Here is a 16,551-nt window from a genome sequence, read left to right on the forward strand (position 1 = left end):
CTTCGAAAATCTCTTCAAACTACATCAGCTTCACCTTGCCGTAGGTATGGTNNACAACCTCAAAGCAGTGCTAAGGAGCATATCTATTATGCACCCCCCTATGTCTCTTGGGAAAGGGGAACTAATGAGAATCACAATAGGCTCATTCGGAGATGGTTACCTAAAGGAACTAAGAAAACGACTCCCAAAGAAGTCGCATTCATCGAAAATTGGATTAATAACTATCCTAAAAAACACTTGAACTACAAGTCCCCCAGAGAAGACTTCTTGATGGAGAACTTGAAATTTGGCAATGAAATAAAGACTATACAAATTGATTAGGGAATTTAAAACATAGTAGATTGAAACTAGAATAGTACACCTCTACTTCTAAAACATTCTTAGAAATCGATTTGACTGTCCTGATCGATTTATCCTGTTCTTATTTCATTTCACTATAATTTCTAACAATATTTTAAAAACTGAACCGTACTATTTCAACTTCCATACATTACAATATTGATAGGCACAGTTCCCATACCTGTCCAAATTCGAATAACGTTTAGTATAAATTAGAATATGACTACAACATCACAAATAATTAGACTATCTATAATATCTACGATGTAACATATACATAGGAAGCACCGTTATCAAGAGCGCCAAGGCTATCAACCAGATAAGATGAAGATACAAACCTGTCACCTCACCTCCCCATATAATACGAATCATGCAGGTAGCGTGATACAAGGGAGAAAACCAAGTCAAATCACCAAGTATTGGGGGCAAGGAAGTAATGGGAAAGAAGGTATCTGAAAACATATAAAGAGGACGGATTACCAAAACATTGTAGTAATTCAGAAATTCCCTAGACGGTGCCAAGTAGGTAAAGATTAGTCCTAAAACACCAAACAAATAACCCACTATAAATAAAATCAGAGGAATCAATAACATCAAGACATGAAAATGCGCTGTGATAAGCATGGAAATCAGCCAAAAAATCCCACCGAAAATCACTGCACGAATACCTGCCCAGATAGCCTGACCCACCACAATATCACTCGTATTGATTGGCGTCATCAACATAGCATCATAAGTCTTTTCAATCTTATACTGGATAAAGGCATTGACCGTTGTTTCTGCGGTGGCCGCAGACATGGCAGTCGCAGCAATTAAACCTGTAATGACAAAATCACGGTAGAGCATACCGTTAACATGCGTCAAGTAGGCACCAACTCCAAATCCCATTGCTAAAAGATAAAAGAGGGGGTCGATAAGGTTGGGGACAATTGAAATTTTAAATAAATTTCTAAAACTCATGTAGTTGCGTACCACAACGTGTCCGATGGACTGAAATGATAACTTAAACATGCAAGTCCTCCTTCTCTGTCCCAGTCAACCCCAAAAAAAGCGTCTCAAGGTTGTCAGCATCATACTTGATGAGCAAGTCTTCTACAGTTCCTTCTTCTTTGATAGTCCCTTGGTGGAGCATCAGCACCCTATCTGTCAAATATTCAATCTCATTCATATAGTGGGAAGTAATAATGATAGAAACACCTAATTCCTTCAACTCCAAAAGTTTATCCCAAATAATATTGCGGGATTGAATGTCTAAACCAACTGTCGGTTCATCTAAAATGATAATATCAGGCCGATTGATGAGAGCTCTTGCCAAGACAAGACGTCGTCGCATCCCACCCGACAGCTGATTCACCATCTTTTGCGCATGTTTGCTCAGTTGAACAAAATCCAAGAGAGAATCGATTCTCTTCCTAAGTTCGACAGATGAGATACCATAACATAGACCGTGAGCAAAAAGATTATCATAAACATTCAAGGTCATGTCCAGCATATCCTCCTGCCCTACAATACCCAGACAAGATTTACTCTTACGACGATTGGTTTCAATATTTTGCCCCAAGATATCAATCTCTCCTGAGGAAATTGAGGTCAGTGAGTAAATCATCTTTAAAGTGGATGTTTTGCCAGCACCGTTGATTCCCAAGATCCCCAAACACTCTCCTTCTCCCAATTCAAAGCTAATTCCCTTGACAGCTTCATAAGAACCATATTGCTTTTTTAGATTTTTAACACTTAACTTCTTCACTCTTTCTTTCCCCCACAAATAGAGCATGTTGGATACTTTGTTAATTCATCAAAATGTTGTTCGAATGTTATAAAGTCAATTGAGAATCTTTTATTAAATGTTAGCAATGCTTCGTCTCCCCAAAAAATATATCTTAAAATTTCAAACGAAATAAAATACCCTTGAAATAGATAAGCAGGACCTAAAGCACCATTCGGAGTTCTGAACATCTCTAGTTCCAATGAATTTGTCATTGTACGAACGGTCTCCAACTCTTCAGCATACTCAGGAATTTTTTCCAAATCCTCTAAAAACTGACAGTAATAGCACGCTGCTTTATACGGAATAATTGAATATACTTTCCCATTTTTCTTACCAACCACAGCAGACAGACATAATTTATTGTATTGAACACAGGCTTCATTGACCCAAAAATCAATATAGCCTGTTGGATAATCTGCAACATTTACTACGATATCACATTTTGAAGTTTTTATTAACTCATCGACATCCTCTTTTGAACCTATCTCTTTATCAAGTACCTCAAATTCAATTAAAGGATTAAACTTTCTAAGCGACTCTTTTGCAGCCTCTACTTTTCTTTTTCCAATATCAGATGTCGAATACAAAATTTGTCTATTGAGATTACTAGCTTCGACCGTATCAAAATCAACTGCTGTAATATGCCCTATACCTAATTCAGCCAATGCTAGACAGATATTACTTCCTATACCGCCAATACCTAAGAGCAAAATACGCGTCTTTTTTAATTTTAACTGATAATCATATTTTGTTAAAGATAATGTATCTAAAGTATTAAAAAAGTTAAGATTTACGGAATATCTGTCCAATTCTTCTGAAGTTAATTCAGTTGTAGTAACAAAATTATCCTCCAAATACCCTAGTGTATCTAGTAAAGAAATACTTTCTTCTACATCATTAGAAGACAAGTTATCAACTAAACTACAAATTTCATTGATTGTGTATTGTCCATTGAGGAGCTTAATGAGCTGAGTATACTTCTCATCCAGATTCTCAATCTCAATACCATAATCTTTTCCTATACCTAATCTAATTTTATCCTTTAAAAATAGGACACTATGAATATCTTTAATTTTAGGTAAATTCAATTCTATTTCCTCCTAAAATAGACAAAAGGAATGGAAAAATCCATTCACTTTTGAAAAAATGTTGAGAATGTAATCTTAAGATTAACGTCCTTCAACTGTGGATACTGCTGCAATTACTTTTGTAATTTTACCTCCATTTAAACTCAGACAATAAAATTTAAAATATTCTCTAGTAAAACATTTTAAAAATCTATTTATCTTGTGCTTTAATTATAGTATAATAAAAGATAGAAAATCATCGATATATGAAATTTGGAGAAAATTTTTATGGAACCAGATATTTTCATCATCACAAAACTCTTATCAGACCCTTCTCGGATGCACATTTTAGATATTCTAATGGATGGAAAAGCTCACACGGTTAACGAAATTGCCAGCTTTACCAAAATCAAGCAACATACTGTCAGCTATCACCTCAAATTACTTACCGAAGCACAGGTAACCACTCTACAAACCTATGGACGTTTTCATTATTATTCTTTAAAAAGTGCTGCCATTGCAGAAATGCTGGAATTTCTCAGCTTCTACTCTCCTCAGCGTGATGTCAAAAGTTATAAACAACACATTCACAAAAAGGAATTAAAGGTCGCTCGCACCTGCTATGACCATATTGCTGGTGAGCTTGGCATTTCCATTACCAATTATCTCTTGCAAGAAAATCTCCTCAGCGAATCAGAAAAAGACTTCCAACTCACTGAAGCTGGGAAGTCTTATTTCCAAAGAAAATTACACATTGATACGGATGAATTGAAAAAGAAAAAACGGAAATTTTGCCCTAAATGTTTGGATTGGAGCGAACGTAAAAATCATGTCGGCGGAGCTCTCGGCAATGCTCTTTTAGAATTTTTCAGTGAAAAACAATTGGTCATCCCTGCACAAACGCCACGTTCACTTACCATTACAGAGAAGGGAAAAGAATTCCTCGAAAGGGAATGGGGGATTTAAACATGGACTTTTAAGCAAATAACTGTCCATACCCATTCTATAACAACCTCTCTATCCCCTTACTCCCCCAACTCAGCACTGTAGGCGATAATCTGGTCAACTGTGTCAGACAAGAATTGGATGGTATCACGGAGTGGTTTGTCTGTTGAAATATCAGCACCGATAATCATGGCTGACTCAAGTGGTGTCTTGCTACCACCTGATTTAAGGAGATTGAGCCAGTCTTCAGCTCCAGTTTCAGAATGTTTTAGATGAAGGTAACCAGCTGTCGAGATGACAAGACCAGCAGAGTAAGTGTAACTATACAAGCCCATATAGTAGTGAGCTTGGCGCATCCAAGTCAAAGCTGCATCATCGTCAATTTCAATAGCATCTCCCCAGAAATCCGTCAAAACTTCCTTCATAATGCTGTTGAGCTTGCTTGCTCCAAAGGTCTCCCCTTCTTCAATCAATGTATACACCTTACGCTGGAAGGCGGCTTCCAAGAGGTGGGTGATGAAATTATGGAAGTAGGTGTCTGTCAAGCGATGAGCCAGAGCGAAGCGTTTTTGACGTGGGTCATTAGACTGGTTCTCTAAGTAATCACTGAGTAGCAATTCATTGAAGGTCGACGGTGCTTCAACATAATAGGTCGACATGTGGGCGTTGAAATAGCTTTGATGATTGTCTGAAAAGATGAATTGACCAGAATGCCCGATTTCATGAATCAAGGTATAGACATCGCTCAAACGGCCTGTCCAGCTCATGAGGACATAAGGGTGTACGCGATATGGGTCCGCCGCATAACCACCGGAATCCTTGCCACTGTTAGCAGCAAAGTCCACCCAGCGCTCTTCTTGGTAACGAGCAACTTCCTGACAATATTCTTGCCCCAAAGGTTCTACCGACTTCATGACCAAATCATAGGCATCGTCAATAGTCACTTCAGGATTGAGGGCGCTGTCCAAGTCCAATTTCCAGTCTGCAAAGGTCATCTTTTCAAGACCATTTACCTTGGCAACATGCTTGAGGTATCTCTGAGCGACTGGTGCAAAGTCCTTCATGATGAGGTCAATCTGGCGATCAAACATGACACGGTCCACTTCTTGTTCAGCTAGAAGATAGTCAAAGACAGAGTCATATCCCTTCATATCAGCCAAGAGTTTTTCAGACTTGACCTGAGCCAGATAGGCTGCTGCAGCCGTATTTTGGTGCTTACGAAGTCCCTCTGAGAAGGAACGGAAGGATTTCTCACGAACCTCAGCATCCTCGTGATTTTGGTAGAAATTCTCATAGGTGACAAAGCTGTTTTTATAGGTCTTGCCATGGGCTTCAAAGTCAGCCATTTCAAAATCCCCAGCGCGCATCTTAGTATAAATGTCCTGCGGACTATAGAAAACTTCACCGAGATTTGTCAAGGCCTTCTCCACATCAGCCCCTAGATAGTGGGCTTTTTTGATTTTAGCCTGACGAATGGCAGCTGTTAAATGTGGCAATTTACCCAAACGGTCCAAGACTTCCTCGTCTGCTGCCACCAAGGCATCGTCAAAGAAGGTCAAGGCTACGCTGGCAGCTGTTTCAAATTCCATCCCAGCTTGGGCAATATTGGCAAATTCGTCATTGCTATAGTCCGTCGTCTGAGGCATAAAAGCATAGTTGCCAATATGGCTCATCTGAATGTAGATCTGTTCCAATTCCGCAAAGGCCTTCTCGAAATCCTCAAAAGTGTGAAGATTGCCCTTGTAATCACGGCTAAACTGGTTGATGTCTTCGCGAGCTTTCTCGATTGCACGCAAGAAATCCTCACGGTCTTGGTATAGGGCTGTTAAGTCCCAGAGTTCCTTCTCTGGAAATTCTGAACGGTGTTTTTGTTCCATTTTCTTCCTCTTATTTCTCTAATTCTACTAAAACACTAAGGGCTGATAAGGCGTAAAGCGGTGCTGTTTCTGCTCGCAAGATACGAGGGCCAAGTCCTGCCAATACTGCTCCCTTAGCTTCGAAACTCTCAATTTCTGCAGGTGACAGACCGCCTTCTGGTCCAAATATAAAGAGCAATTTGGCTCCTTTTTCAAGACCAGAGACTGCTTGCAAGAGAGCAGTGGCTTCACCGTCTTTAGCAGACTCTTCATAAGCTACTATGATAGAGTCAAACTGGTCCAACTGAGCTAGAAAATCGGCTTTTTTCTCGAAAAGCTTGATACTTGGAACAACATTACGCTTGCTTTGTTCTGCTGCTCCAAGGGCAATTTTTTCTAATTTTTCAACCTTTTTACCCAATTTCTTGCCATCCCACTTGGTAACTGACCAGTCGGCAGGAAAGGCCCAGATTTGGCTAGCACCCAGTTCGGTTACTTTTTGAGCGATGAACTCCAGCTTGTCTCCCTTGGGAAATCCAGATGCGATGGTCACTTGGATTGGTAATTCCACATTGTCAGCTAATTCTTGGACCAACTCAAACTGACGGGCTTCCACATCCAGCACGCACGCCAAACGTTTTATGCCATCATCAAAGACCAAGGTCACTTCATCATCTTCTTTCAGGCGCATAACCTGAAACATATGCTTGCTGGTTTCCTTGTCCTCGATGGTGACAGGAGAGACTGCACTCCCCTTGACAAAATACTGCTGCATGCTAGCCTCCAATCACACCTGAAATATCCTTGGTTTTCTTAAAGACACAGGCATTCCATTCCCCTTGAACCATGTGGGTTTCAAGGAAAAATCCAGCTGACTCAGCCGACTCGCGCACCATGTCCCACTTGTCCTTGATAATGCCACTCATGATGAGGTAGCCTTCATCCTTTACCAAGCGATAAGCATCCTCCGTCAGATGAATGAGAATATCCGCCAAGATATTAGCCACGATGACATCTGCTTCAATCTCAACTCCCTTAAGCAAGTCTCCTGCTGCTACATGGATATTTTCCATACCAGTGTTGAGCTCAATATTTTCCTGAGCCACACGAACCGCCACATCATCCAAGTCATAGGCGAAAATCTCCTTGGCACCTAGGAGTGAGCTTGCAATAGAAAGAACCCCTGAACCAGTCCCTACATCTAGCACTGTTTCGCCACCACGAAGAACCTGTTCCAAGGCAAAGAGGCTCATCTTGGTTGTTGGGTGGGTCCCTGTCCCAAAGGCCATACCAGGATCCAGCTTGATAATCTTTTCTCCTGCTGTTGCCTCATAGTCCGTCCATGACGGTACGATGGTCAGGTCATGGGTGATGCGTGCCGGTTCATAATACTTCTTCCAGTTGTCAGCCCAGTCTTCCTCAGCCAAGGCAGTCGTGCCCATCTTGACTTCTCCTAGGTCCATAAAGTCGGTCAATTCTGCCAGACGAGCCTGCAAATCCGCTTCAACTGCTGCTACATCAACCGTTTCAGGGTAGTAGGCGGTCACTACGATTTCTTCCTGTTGCTCCACCTCTGGGAAAATTTCACCGAATCGGTCCACATTTCCCACATAGTCCATGCTGTCTTCAATTGCTACCCCTTGCGCTCCCAGCTCAATCAAGAGATTGGAAACCAACTCCTCTCCCTCACGCTTCACTGTAACTTTTAACTCTTGCCATGTTTCCATTATTAAGATACCAAGCCCGTAAAACACAAAGCCAAAATAGGAAACTCTCTGAAGACGTTTGTGTCTAAGAGAAGTTTATCTTTTTGGCACAGTGTTTAGGGCGGGTTCAGTTTAGAAATGTAACTGAACCATCCTTTCTAATCACTTACTTTTAAATAATCTTTTAATCTCTCTTGCAACTGAGGCACAACTTGACTGGAACTAAGAAATTCCTCAACATTCATCAGCTGATAGCCCTGTCCTTCATCTCCGAAGATGATATTGTCAAATTGTTCTTGTCTTAGCTGACCAACCATAAAGACCGATTTCTTGCCTTTAAAAATTACGCTAGGATAAATCTTGCTCCAAAGCAGACAGTCTTCATCTAAATGAATTCCCAGTTCCTCATAAACTTCACGCCGAGCGCATTCAAAAGGGCTTTCGTCCCCTTCACGGCCACCACCTGGCAACTCCCACATGTTGGGACAAGGGATATCGTCCTTGTCATCACGCAAAATCGTCAGTAGCTTATCCCCACAAAAGAGGGCAATCTTGCAACCTTGGAAATCAGAAATTTCTAGTTCCATCTTCAGTTCCTTCTAACATTTCCTTTTCCAGCTCTGCTAACAAGTTTTCATAATAGCGTTTCTCGTCCCTCAACATTCGACTACTATCCATTTTCTGTCTAGCAATCTTGAGAGCCTTACGAGTTCGATCTACATCTTTCTTCACCTTTAATTGATACCAGGCTTGTATCACTTGAAGATTGGACAGTTTGAGAGACAGAAACGATTTGACCTGTCGAATACTAGCATATTGCTCCGCTTGCTCAAAATCTCCTTCCAACAAGGCGATATGAAGCAGGGATAGTTGGGCAACTGTCTGCATCATCGGAGTAGTTGTCCTCTCAAGTAATGCTTGAAACTGCTGTTTAGCTACTTCTTCCTTCCCTTCCAAAATGGAAACTTCACCTTGCATACCTAATACACCATCCGCAAAACTCCCTCGTGCATCCTCAGGAACTGCTTGAACAAAGTCTTTCAAATCATATTCTTGAGGAGCCAGCAAAGTTTGAGCAGAATGTCTCAATACCAGGTAGGCGTATTTGGTATTTTCAGGGTGTTGTAGTAATTCCCAAATTTTTGCTCCATCGGTGATGTCGACTGGCAAAATGTTATTTAGGAAGAAAGATAAATTAAGAAAAATCCAAGTCCCTGCAAAATACCAGCTTCTTGTCAAAAATCCAAACACTATCGCCAATAATATCAAGCCGAGATGAACCATCAAGCCTCCTGAAAGCATCAGGATGATTCTTTGATCGCTTTCATCCTCTTTTAAACCAATGTATTGAGCACCAACATTTTTCAGAATGGCTGTTCTACTAAGATGAAACCTGCCTGACTTTTTGGTCAAAATAAAATGTCCTAATCCAAAAGCCACCAGCCGATAGCCTGTCAAGTAGCCACAAAAAGCATGACCCAGTTCATGAAGAATAAAGATTAAATACATGCTTAGAAGAGCGAAGGCATAACCAAAAGTAAAGGCTAAAACTGCGGAATACCCCAACTCTGCAAATGCGATTGTTCCACAAGCAAAAGCTAGCATAATAAAGACAACAGCTAGCACATAAACCAAATAAGTCCCAATTTTCTTCATAACACCTCCAACCAACTCCTAGTATCTTGGATAAGGATAAAATTCTCCCTCTTCCAAGCCAACTTTTCCTTCTTCAAAGACTTCTTGATTCCATTCCATAACAAATTCCTCTGCTTCTGGATCTTCCAAAAAGTCCATGAGGGTATCTAGCCCAACCTCAGCAGTATCTTTAAGGAAAAGGGCAAAATAAGCTAAAAATTCACGGGAAAATCCTTTTTTAGGCAGGTAAGGAATAACAGTCAAATAGTCTTCCTCATTGACTGTTGACTTGGCAGGATTGTAGAAAAGGACCGCTTCCTCAAAAAGAATGTCATCTGATGAAACCTCTCCGTCTTCATCCACCATCTCCACACCTGCAGCATTTTGCGCTTCCAATAGAAAACTCACTTCTACCGCATGGTTGCGTTTGTCCCAGCTAATCTCAAAGTCAAAGGGAAAGTTCTTGTCCAACTCTTCCTCTAAAACATCTAAAAATCCGTATGTTGCCATTTTGTCCTCTTTCTATGCGACTCTTTAATCGCCCCGATTGCTCGGAAATATGCTAAAATAGATACTACCATCTTACCACAAAATTATTTTATGTCCTAATTATACCATATTACCTCATTTAAACCCTTGGTATCAGTGATTTTCTTAAAAGTCTGATTTCTTCATTTCTCATAAAAATCAATATAAAAAGCCCGCGAAAGGGCTAATAAATCTATAAAATCAATAGGCGAGTAACTAGCACAAGTGGACGTGCTTTTTTATTGACTATTACCACGATACCACGCTTAATCTTAGGCTTGAACTTTCTTATCTGCAATAGCGTCTGTCAAAGTCTGAGAAAAGTTAAGTCCCATTTCTCGTCCCAACTTATCTGCCCATTTTGGTATGGTCAAAGTCTTTTTAATGGGTTCCTGACTTCCTAGGTATTCTGATACATCAACAGATACCATAGAAATAAAAGATTTATCAAGGTCATAGGTTGACACGAAATCTTCATCATCTTTAAAAGGATCATTATCAATTAAAGACAAGCTATTGATATCTGATGGCTGAGGTAACTCTCCATCACTCTCTATCAAATCTGCAACAGTTATCCCTAGCCACTCCGACCCCATAGCCAAAGCCTCAGAAATCCCCTCTCCTTGTGTAGCTGAGTATTCAAAATCTGGGAAATGGACAAAATAAGTCGCTTCTGTTCCGTCTGTGTCGTCATAATAAAATAAAGCTGGATACGTAACTAACATTTCACTACCTCCATATCAAAAAGCAGGGGCTGAATTTTACAACCCAGCTTGCTTTCTTATCCCTCTTTCAGTGTACTTATTCAGCTCACCATGAAGGATTGTGATAGGTCTTTCCCCTTGCTTCTCGATTTTAATATGGGAGCCTTTACCGCCTCTAGTCTTTATCCAACCATGGGCCGTAAGGAGTTTAACCATCTCTTTTTGTGTCATAGGCATAGCGCTTTTACCTCCTGACAACACCATTATAACACGTGTTACACGTATTGTAAAGGAGTGATACTTATTATTCTATTATACATAAAAACCCTTAGATGTGGTTCTAAGGGAAGCCAATTTATTCATACCTATTTTTCTAATGAGTAGTAAAAACTGCTTCTTTATCGAGCAATTCATCATCTGTATAGTCAATTGTAAAAGTATCTCGATCTAAGACAGATTGAGGCGGAGTTGAATGAATCATAGGAACACTGCGTACTCTATATTTTTTATCTCCAATTTTTACAAACTGATACTCTTCGAAAATCTCTTCAAACCACGTCAACGTCGCCTTACCGTACTCAAGTACAGCCTGCGGCTAGTTTCCTAGTTTGCTCTTTGATTTTCATTGAGTATGATTAACTCTCAAGTATTCAAAATCAGGATTTTCAACAGTTATTACAAGGAGGCGATTTACTACTTCAAAAACATCAATTATTCTATTTTTCATATTTTTTCAACCCATTATTAGAATGAACTTCTTGGTAAGCAAAATCAAGTTTAGATTTAATGTTTTCGTACAAATCTAAAATCTCTTTTGGAGTATCTTCCCGGAAGAAAAGTTTTCTTTTCCCTGAAATAACTTGATCACTAAGAATCCAATGACGAATTTGTTTTGTAAAAATCAAAATTTCCTGACTTGGTAGTTCCATCATTTCCATTGCTTATCACCTCTCTTTTCATTATAGTTCATACAATGACATTCAGCAATATTATTTCTCAAGTCAGCACTTCCACTTCTTTAGGCTCAACTATCCTATTTTGAGCTTTAAAGAAAATCAAATCTCTCATGCTGATACCTCTCCTCATTAAATTAAATAGTAAAAAAGATTCTATCTCACTCCCTGATTATTACAAAACCATTGAAATATCACAACTAATAGGCTAGAATGGATATAGTAGATCAGTCATTCTACTCAAATCCACGCTAGAAAGGACTGCTATGCCAGACAATCTCGCGCTTCGCATGCGCCCTAAAACCATCGACCAGGTCATCGGTCAGGAGCATCTGGTCGGACCTGGAAAAATCATCCGCCGCATGGTGGAAGCCAACCGCCTGTCCTCCATGATTCTATATGGCCCTCCGGGAATCGGCAAAACCAGTATTGCCTCTGCCATCGCTGGAACGACCAAGTATGCCTTTCGAACTTTCAATGCGACAGTTGATAGTAAAAAGCGACTGCAAGAAATCTCGGAAGAAGCTAAATTTTCTGGTGGTCTCGTCCTATTGCTAGACGAAATTCATCGACTAGATAAGACCAAGCAAGACTTCCTCTTGCCTCTCTTGGAAAGTGGACTGGTCATCATGATTGGAGCAACGACTGAAAATCCTTTCTTCTCTGTCACTCCTGCCATTCGTAGCCGTGTTCAAATTTTCGAGTTGGAACCTCTGTCTAACCAAGACGTCAAAGAGGCCCTGCAGATAGCTCTAAGTAACCCTGAACGTGGTTTTGATTTTCCAATAGAACTAGATGAGGATGCGCTGGATTTCATCGCAACCTCTACAAACGGAGACCTTCGCTCTGCCTTTAACTCACTGGACTTGGCTGTTCTCTCTACCCCTGAGAATGACAAGGGCATTCGCCACATCACCTTAGACATCATGGAAAATAGTCTTCAGAGAAGCTACATCACTATGGACAAGGATGGAGACGGTCACTATGATGTTCTATCTGCCCTGCAAAAGTCTATCCGTGGCTCAGATGTGGATGCCAGTCTCCACTATGCTGCCCGCTTGATTGAGGCTGGGGATCTGCCTAGTCTCGCTCGTCGCTTGACTGTTATCGCCTATGAAGATATTGGCTTAGCCAATCCTGAGGCCCAGATTCATACCGTGACTGCTCTGGATGCTGCCCAGAAGATTGGGTTCCCAGAAGCCCGCATTCTCATTGCCAATGTCGTGATTGATTTGGCCCTTTCTCCAAAATCCAACTCAGCCTATGTAGCTATGGATAAGGCACTTGCTGACCTCAAAACATCAGGGCACTTGCCTATTCCGCGACACCTGCGTGATGGGCACTACAGTGGAAGCAAGGAACTTGGCAATGCCCAAGACTATCTCTATCCACACAACTATCCTGGAAATTGGGTCAAGCAAGACTATCTGCCAGAAAAAATTCGTAATCATCACTATTTCCAAGCAGAAGATACTGGTAAATATGAACGGGCCTTGGCTCAAAGAAAGGAAGCTATCGACCGTTTGCGAAAAATCTGAAATCCTTTTCAAAAAATTGCACTTTCCTCTTGATTTTTTTTGAAAAAGTGGTATCATATAAGTATAGAAACGCTGTGGTGTACGACTTCACACTTAAGTGTTGACCGACTATTTTTTGTATTATTAGGGAAACAAAAGTCTTCTAACAGCATGTAGGCCGTCTCACACGGAAACAGCTTCAGTTAGAGCGAGTTGCCCACCTGCTTAATTGCGCGGGTTCAATACAAACCGTGAAGTTTCGGCACCAATACAGCTTTTTTCTTTGCCTCCTTAGCTCAGCTGGCAGAGCAGCGGACTCTTAATCCGTGGGTCACAGGTTCGATCCCTGTAGGGGGCATCTACATACAACAGGAAAAGCCTTGGAACCAAGGTTTTTTTTGCTTAAATAAAATTTTTTTCAAATTCTTTAGAAAACTAGTTTAAATCATAATCCAACACCAATTTTACAAATACCATAAACTAAGCTTATATACCCAAAACACAAAAAGTCCTCTTTCCACTATTTTAGAAAGAGAACTTTTTCTTTAGGAGAAATAACTTTATTTTTAATCGATTCGTGATAGCTCAGCTGGCACTGTTAAGTAATAAGTTGCAGTCAAGCTTGCTTTGCCTTGATTAACAAAAATCTCGATGGAATTTTTATCTAAAATAACATCCAATTCTTTAGCTTCAATATCTACATACCGTCGGCTTGTATCCTGTTCTTCTTCACCTAGAATTTTTTGAACAAGATGGCTACGATCAATGTAAACTTGCTGCGCATTACTGACATAACCAAATTCAAGATAATCTGTATCATTTCCTAAGCGGTAATGACAATCTTTATCTATTTGGATTTGATATTGGCCTTTTTTAACAGGGAATTGTCTTAGTTTGCCATCTTCCAATCTTAGAATTCTAGGTAAAGTCATGGCACATGCCCATTTGTGTTCTTGGTCATGGGTTGGAAGGGTACGCCCCCATGTCTGCATCCAAGCAATCAGGATACGACGATTTTGATCGTCCAACAATGTTTGAGGCGCATAGAAGTCTTGGCCATGATCAATTTCTTGAACTGATTCTGGGATAAAACGTTTTTCTCCCCAATCTACCTTACCCGTGAACAAAACCGATGAGTTGATGTTATGATATGAGTCTCCCTCACGCTGATAACGCATGGGTGACATAATAAGGCAATCTTTCCCCTCTAACTCGAAGTAATCTGGGCATTCCCACATGAAGCCTTGGTGTTCTACCCCTTTTAAAAAGATGGATTCGAACTGCCATTCTACTAGGTTATCGGACCCTAGTAGAACGATACAGCCCACATTATCCTTGTGTTTGGCAGCTACTACGGAGTAATAGCGTCCATCTTTTTCAAAGAGTTTTGGATCACGAAAATCAGCAGCAATCAACTCATCTGGCAAGTCTGCTCCAGTTGCAACTGGATTTTGTTCAATCTTTTCAAAGTGAATCCCGTCGTCTGAAAATGCTATATTTTGCACTTGACGAACACCTGTTTCTTCTTCGATATGCCCAGTATACATGAGCCAGAGGCGATCATCCTTGACAATGGCAGAACCTGAGAAACATCCATTGCGGTCATAATCTTGGTCAGGAGCAAGTGCCACCGGCAAGTGCTCCCAAGTCATCAAGTCCTTACTTTTAGCATGTCCCCAGTGCATAGGCCCCCAAACACTATCATAAGGATAGAATTGATAAAAGAGATGGTATTCTCCACGAAAATAGACAAATCCATTTGGATCATTGATCCAACCAATCTCAGCTGAAAAATGTTCTTCAGGCTTATATTGAGTATTTACGAGATGTTTATTTTCTGCTATAAAACGATTGGCTTTTTCTACTGTGTATTTCTTATCTCCCATAATCAACCTCTAGTTTTTGTTTGCTTGGTATTGGTCGTAGTATTTTTGTTTAATAGCGAGGTAATCTGAAAGTCCGTATTTTTCAAGTTCTTTCTTGTAATCATCCCACTCAGCATCAATATTGCCATTTACAATCCATTCAGCGCGCTTGCGGTAGATATAGTCATTCATATCTGCCTCGATGTGGGCAATCTTATCCAGATCTTCCTGTGTCATAAAGACTCTTGGATAGTTATTGTCATTGCTCATGTAAGGAACATAATATTCTTTGATAAGATCCAAACGCCATTTGGCATCATCTGGCATAGTTGTCACTTTACCATAGTATGAATCTAGGATAGCTAGTGGTCCTCCTACTTCAGTCTTTTGACGAAGTTCTGCTGGTGCAGTTCCGTTTAGTGGTAAGTGTTTGAGGCTGTTAGTTGCTTGGTCAAATTCAAAGATATTTTGTTGCTTGTCATCTCCGTAAGTTCCCCAGTTATTTTGCACAGATTGGAGTGGAGCGTATTGTGCATCAATCCATTTAGCTGTCAATTCTAGGTTTTTGTTTACACTGGTAATAACCATCTTGTCACGTGCAAATCCCATACCGTTTGTACGAGCTACGTGTTTTTGACCACTTGGTCCAGCAAGTACTGGTAAAACATCATAACTTTCGTTACTTCCAGTAACATTATTCTTATCCCATGTAAAGTAAACACCAAATTTCTGATCATGACCTTTAGCAATGTAACTATTCCAATCATGTTCGAAAGCTTCTTTATCAATCAAGCCTTTTTCTTGCAATTGACGGATAAATTTGACACCTTCTTTATAGTTATCGTTATCTGCTGTGAAATCAACTTTGCCATCATTTCCTACTACTAAATGATCATCGTTATCCCCTATACCAAATGCAGCAAATAGGAATTTAAAATCTTCGTTTCCGTTACCACTAATAAATGAAAATGGAATTTCATCAGCCTCTCCATTTCCATTTGGATCCCCGTTTTTGAAAGCTTCTAGGACTTTAATCAAATCATCAGTAGTTTTTGGCATTTCAAGACCAAGTTTCTTAAGCCAATCTTTGTTAATCCAAGCCATATCGTTGACGCTTTGAATAGACTCTTTACCATCTCCAAGCTCTTCAATCCATGGGAATGAGTAAATGTGCCCATCAGGTGCTGTCATCAAGGCCTTGTACTCTGGTTTCTCATCCAAAATTTTCTTAAGATTTGGCATGTATTTATCAATCAAATCTTCAACTGGAATAATAACACCTTTTTTAGCCCAGTTCATCAAGTCCACATCTGAAGCTCCGTCGTTGTGGATAGCATCTGGTAAATCACCACTAGAAATATCCAAGTTACGTTTTTCTGCAAAGTCGGATTGGTAGTTGGTCCAGTCAATATGAACGCCAGTTTCCTTCTCCAAACGTTGCAAAATTAACTTTTCATTTGGGTCTTTAGGAGATAACGGTGAACTGGCTGTCATAAACTTCAATGTTTTCTTTTCTTGAAGCGGGAATGTTACACCTTCCAACTTATAATCTGGACTTGAAGCTGTATTTTTTGAGCCACAGGCTGCAAGTACTGCTAAACTAGCTGTCAACAAAACTGCTGATTTTGAGAATGTTTTGAATTTCATGAGAAAACTCCTTTTATTTTT

17 protein-coding genes, 1 tRNA gene and 1 pseudogene are annotated in these 16,551 nt (G+C 40.2%); 4 read left to right on the forward strand and 15 right to left on the reverse strand.

Annotated features, from left to right (window positions below):
* Nucleotides 1-72: 72 nt before the first annotated feature.
* Nucleotides 73-321 (forward strand): annotated as a pseudogene (locus tag HT678_RS01745) (hypothetical protein); the annotation flags it as partial.
* A gap of 264 nt (nucleotides 322-585) precedes the next feature.
* Here HT678_RS01745 and HT678_RS01750 read toward each other — a convergent pair.
* From HT678_RS01750 to HT678_RS01760, 3 genes are read right to left on the reverse strand one after another with little or no spacing between them, the layout of a single operon-like run.
* A complete protein-coding gene (locus HT678_RS01750) occupies nucleotides 586-1,350 on the reverse strand; it encodes an ABC transporter permease (RefSeq protein WP_000475591.1) in 765 nt (254 codons plus the stop codon).
* On the reverse strand, nucleotides 1,343-2,113 hold the full coding sequence (locus tag HT678_RS01755; RefSeq protein ID WP_000966495.1) for an ABC transporter ATP-binding protein: 771 nt from the start codon (nucleotides 2,111-2,113) through the stop codon (nucleotides 1,343-1,345). The genes HT678_RS01750 and HT678_RS01755 overlap by 8 nt, the downstream gene beginning before the upstream one ends.
* Entirely contained in the window at nucleotides 2,083-3,195 is a 1,113-nt protein-coding gene (locus tag HT678_RS01760) for a ThiF family adenylyltransferase (RefSeq protein WP_172924547.1), read from the reverse strand. Before HT678_RS01760 ends, HT678_RS01755 begins: the two co-directional genes overlap by 31 nt.
* 267 nt (nucleotides 3,196-3,462) lie before the next feature.
* Here HT678_RS01760 and HT678_RS01765 point away from each other — a divergent pair, with 267 nt between their 5' ends.
* Entirely contained in the window at nucleotides 3,463-4,140 is a 678-nt protein-coding gene (locus tag HT678_RS01765) for a metalloregulator ArsR/SmtB family transcription factor (protein ID WP_166731364.1), read from the forward strand.
* A 59-nt stretch (nucleotides 4,141-4,199) separates the two neighbouring features.
* On the opposite strand, the gene pepF is transcribed toward HT678_RS01765, so the two are convergent.
* The 10 genes from pepF to HT678_RS01815 form a co-directional block, all read right to left on the reverse strand.
* Nucleotides 4,200-5,996: an oligoendopeptidase F gene (pepF, locus tag HT678_RS01770; protein WP_050221100.1), complete on the reverse strand. Its 1,797-nt coding sequence runs from the start codon at nucleotides 5,994-5,996 to the stop codon at nucleotides 4,200-4,202.
* Nucleotides 5,997-6,006: 10 nt separating this feature from the next.
* A complete protein-coding gene (locus HT678_RS01775; protein ID WP_172924548.1) occupies nucleotides 6,007-6,750 on the reverse strand; it encodes a 16S rRNA (uracil(1498)-N(3))-methyltransferase in 744 nt (247 codons plus the stop codon).
* 1 nt (nucleotide 6,751) lies between these two features.
* Nucleotides 6,752-7,702, reverse strand: a complete 951-nt coding sequence (prmA, locus tag HT678_RS01780; protein ID WP_000451162.1) for a 50S ribosomal protein L11 methyltransferase — start codon at nucleotides 7,700-7,702, stop codon at nucleotides 6,752-6,754.
* A gap of 137 nt (nucleotides 7,703-7,839) precedes the next feature.
* Nucleotides 7,840-8,268 carry an NUDIX hydrolase gene (locus HT678_RS01785; protein ID WP_000418168.1) on the reverse strand — a complete coding sequence of 143 codons (429 nt, stop codon included), beginning with the start codon at nucleotides 8,266-8,268 and terminating at the stop codon, nucleotides 7,840-7,842.
* Nucleotides 8,249-9,337, reverse strand: a complete 1,089-nt coding sequence (locus tag HT678_RS01790) for a site-2 protease family protein (RefSeq protein ID WP_000719722.1) — start codon at nucleotides 9,335-9,337, stop codon at nucleotides 8,249-8,251. Before HT678_RS01790 ends, HT678_RS01785 begins: the two co-directional genes overlap by 20 nt.
* A gap of 18 nt (nucleotides 9,338-9,355) precedes the next feature.
* Nucleotides 9,356-9,826, reverse strand: coding sequence for a DUF3013 family protein (locus tag HT678_RS01795; protein WP_000257101.1), 471 nt, complete (start codon nucleotides 9,824-9,826; stop codon nucleotides 9,356-9,358).
* Nucleotides 9,827-10,116: 290 nt separating this feature from the next.
* Nucleotides 10,117-10,569 (reverse strand): type II toxin-antitoxin system HicB family antitoxin, encoded by a 453-nt coding sequence (locus HT678_RS01800; protein ID WP_000961810.1) that lies wholly within the window; start codon nucleotides 10,567-10,569, stop codon nucleotides 10,117-10,119.
* Between the two features lie 36 nt (nucleotides 10,570-10,605).
* Nucleotides 10,606-10,785, reverse strand: coding sequence for a type II toxin-antitoxin system HicA family toxin (locus HT678_RS01805; RefSeq protein WP_001132281.1), 180 nt, complete (start codon nucleotides 10,783-10,785; stop codon nucleotides 10,606-10,608).
* 136 nt (nucleotides 10,786-10,921) lie between these two features.
* Nucleotides 10,922-11,110, reverse strand: coding sequence for a hypothetical protein (locus HT678_RS01810; RefSeq protein ID WP_001862821.1), 189 nt, complete (start codon nucleotides 11,108-11,110; stop codon nucleotides 10,922-10,924).
* A 154-nt stretch (nucleotides 11,111-11,264) separates the two neighbouring features.
* A complete protein-coding gene (locus tag HT678_RS01815; protein WP_000425689.1) occupies nucleotides 11,265-11,486 on the reverse strand; it encodes a hypothetical protein in 222 nt (73 codons plus the stop codon).
* A 281-nt stretch (nucleotides 11,487-11,767) separates the two neighbouring features.
* Here HT678_RS01815 and HT678_RS01820 point away from each other — a divergent pair, with 281 nt between their 5' ends.
* Both HT678_RS01820 and HT678_RS01825 read left to right on the forward strand, forming a co-directional pair.
* A complete protein-coding gene (locus tag HT678_RS01820; RefSeq protein ID WP_001113218.1) occupies nucleotides 11,768-13,039 on the forward strand; it encodes a replication-associated recombination protein A in 1,272 nt (423 codons plus the stop codon).
* Nucleotides 13,040-13,303: 264 nt separating this feature from the next.
* A tRNA-Lys gene (locus HT678_RS01825) sits at nucleotides 13,304-13,376 on the forward strand.
* 208 nt (nucleotides 13,377-13,584) lie between these two features.
* Here the strand turns inward: HT678_RS01825 and HT678_RS01830 are convergent.
* Together HT678_RS01830 and HT678_RS01835 are read right to left on the reverse strand one after the other, a co-directional pair.
* Nucleotides 13,585-14,904: a glycoside hydrolase family 32 protein gene (locus HT678_RS01830; protein ID WP_000502536.1), complete on the reverse strand. Its 1,320-nt coding sequence runs from the start codon at nucleotides 14,902-14,904 to the stop codon at nucleotides 13,585-13,587.
* A 9-nt stretch (nucleotides 14,905-14,913) separates the two neighbouring features.
* Nucleotides 14,914-16,530: an ABC transporter substrate-binding protein gene (locus HT678_RS01835; protein ID WP_000669750.1), complete on the reverse strand. Its 1,617-nt coding sequence runs from the start codon at nucleotides 16,528-16,530 to the stop codon at nucleotides 14,914-14,916.
* Nucleotides 16,531-16,551: the final 21 nt, after the last annotated feature.

It is taken from the genome of Streptococcus sp. 3167, assembly GCF_013277175.1.
GTDB lineage: Bacteria > Bacillota > Bacilli > Lactobacillales > Streptococcaceae > Streptococcus > Streptococcus pseudopneumoniae.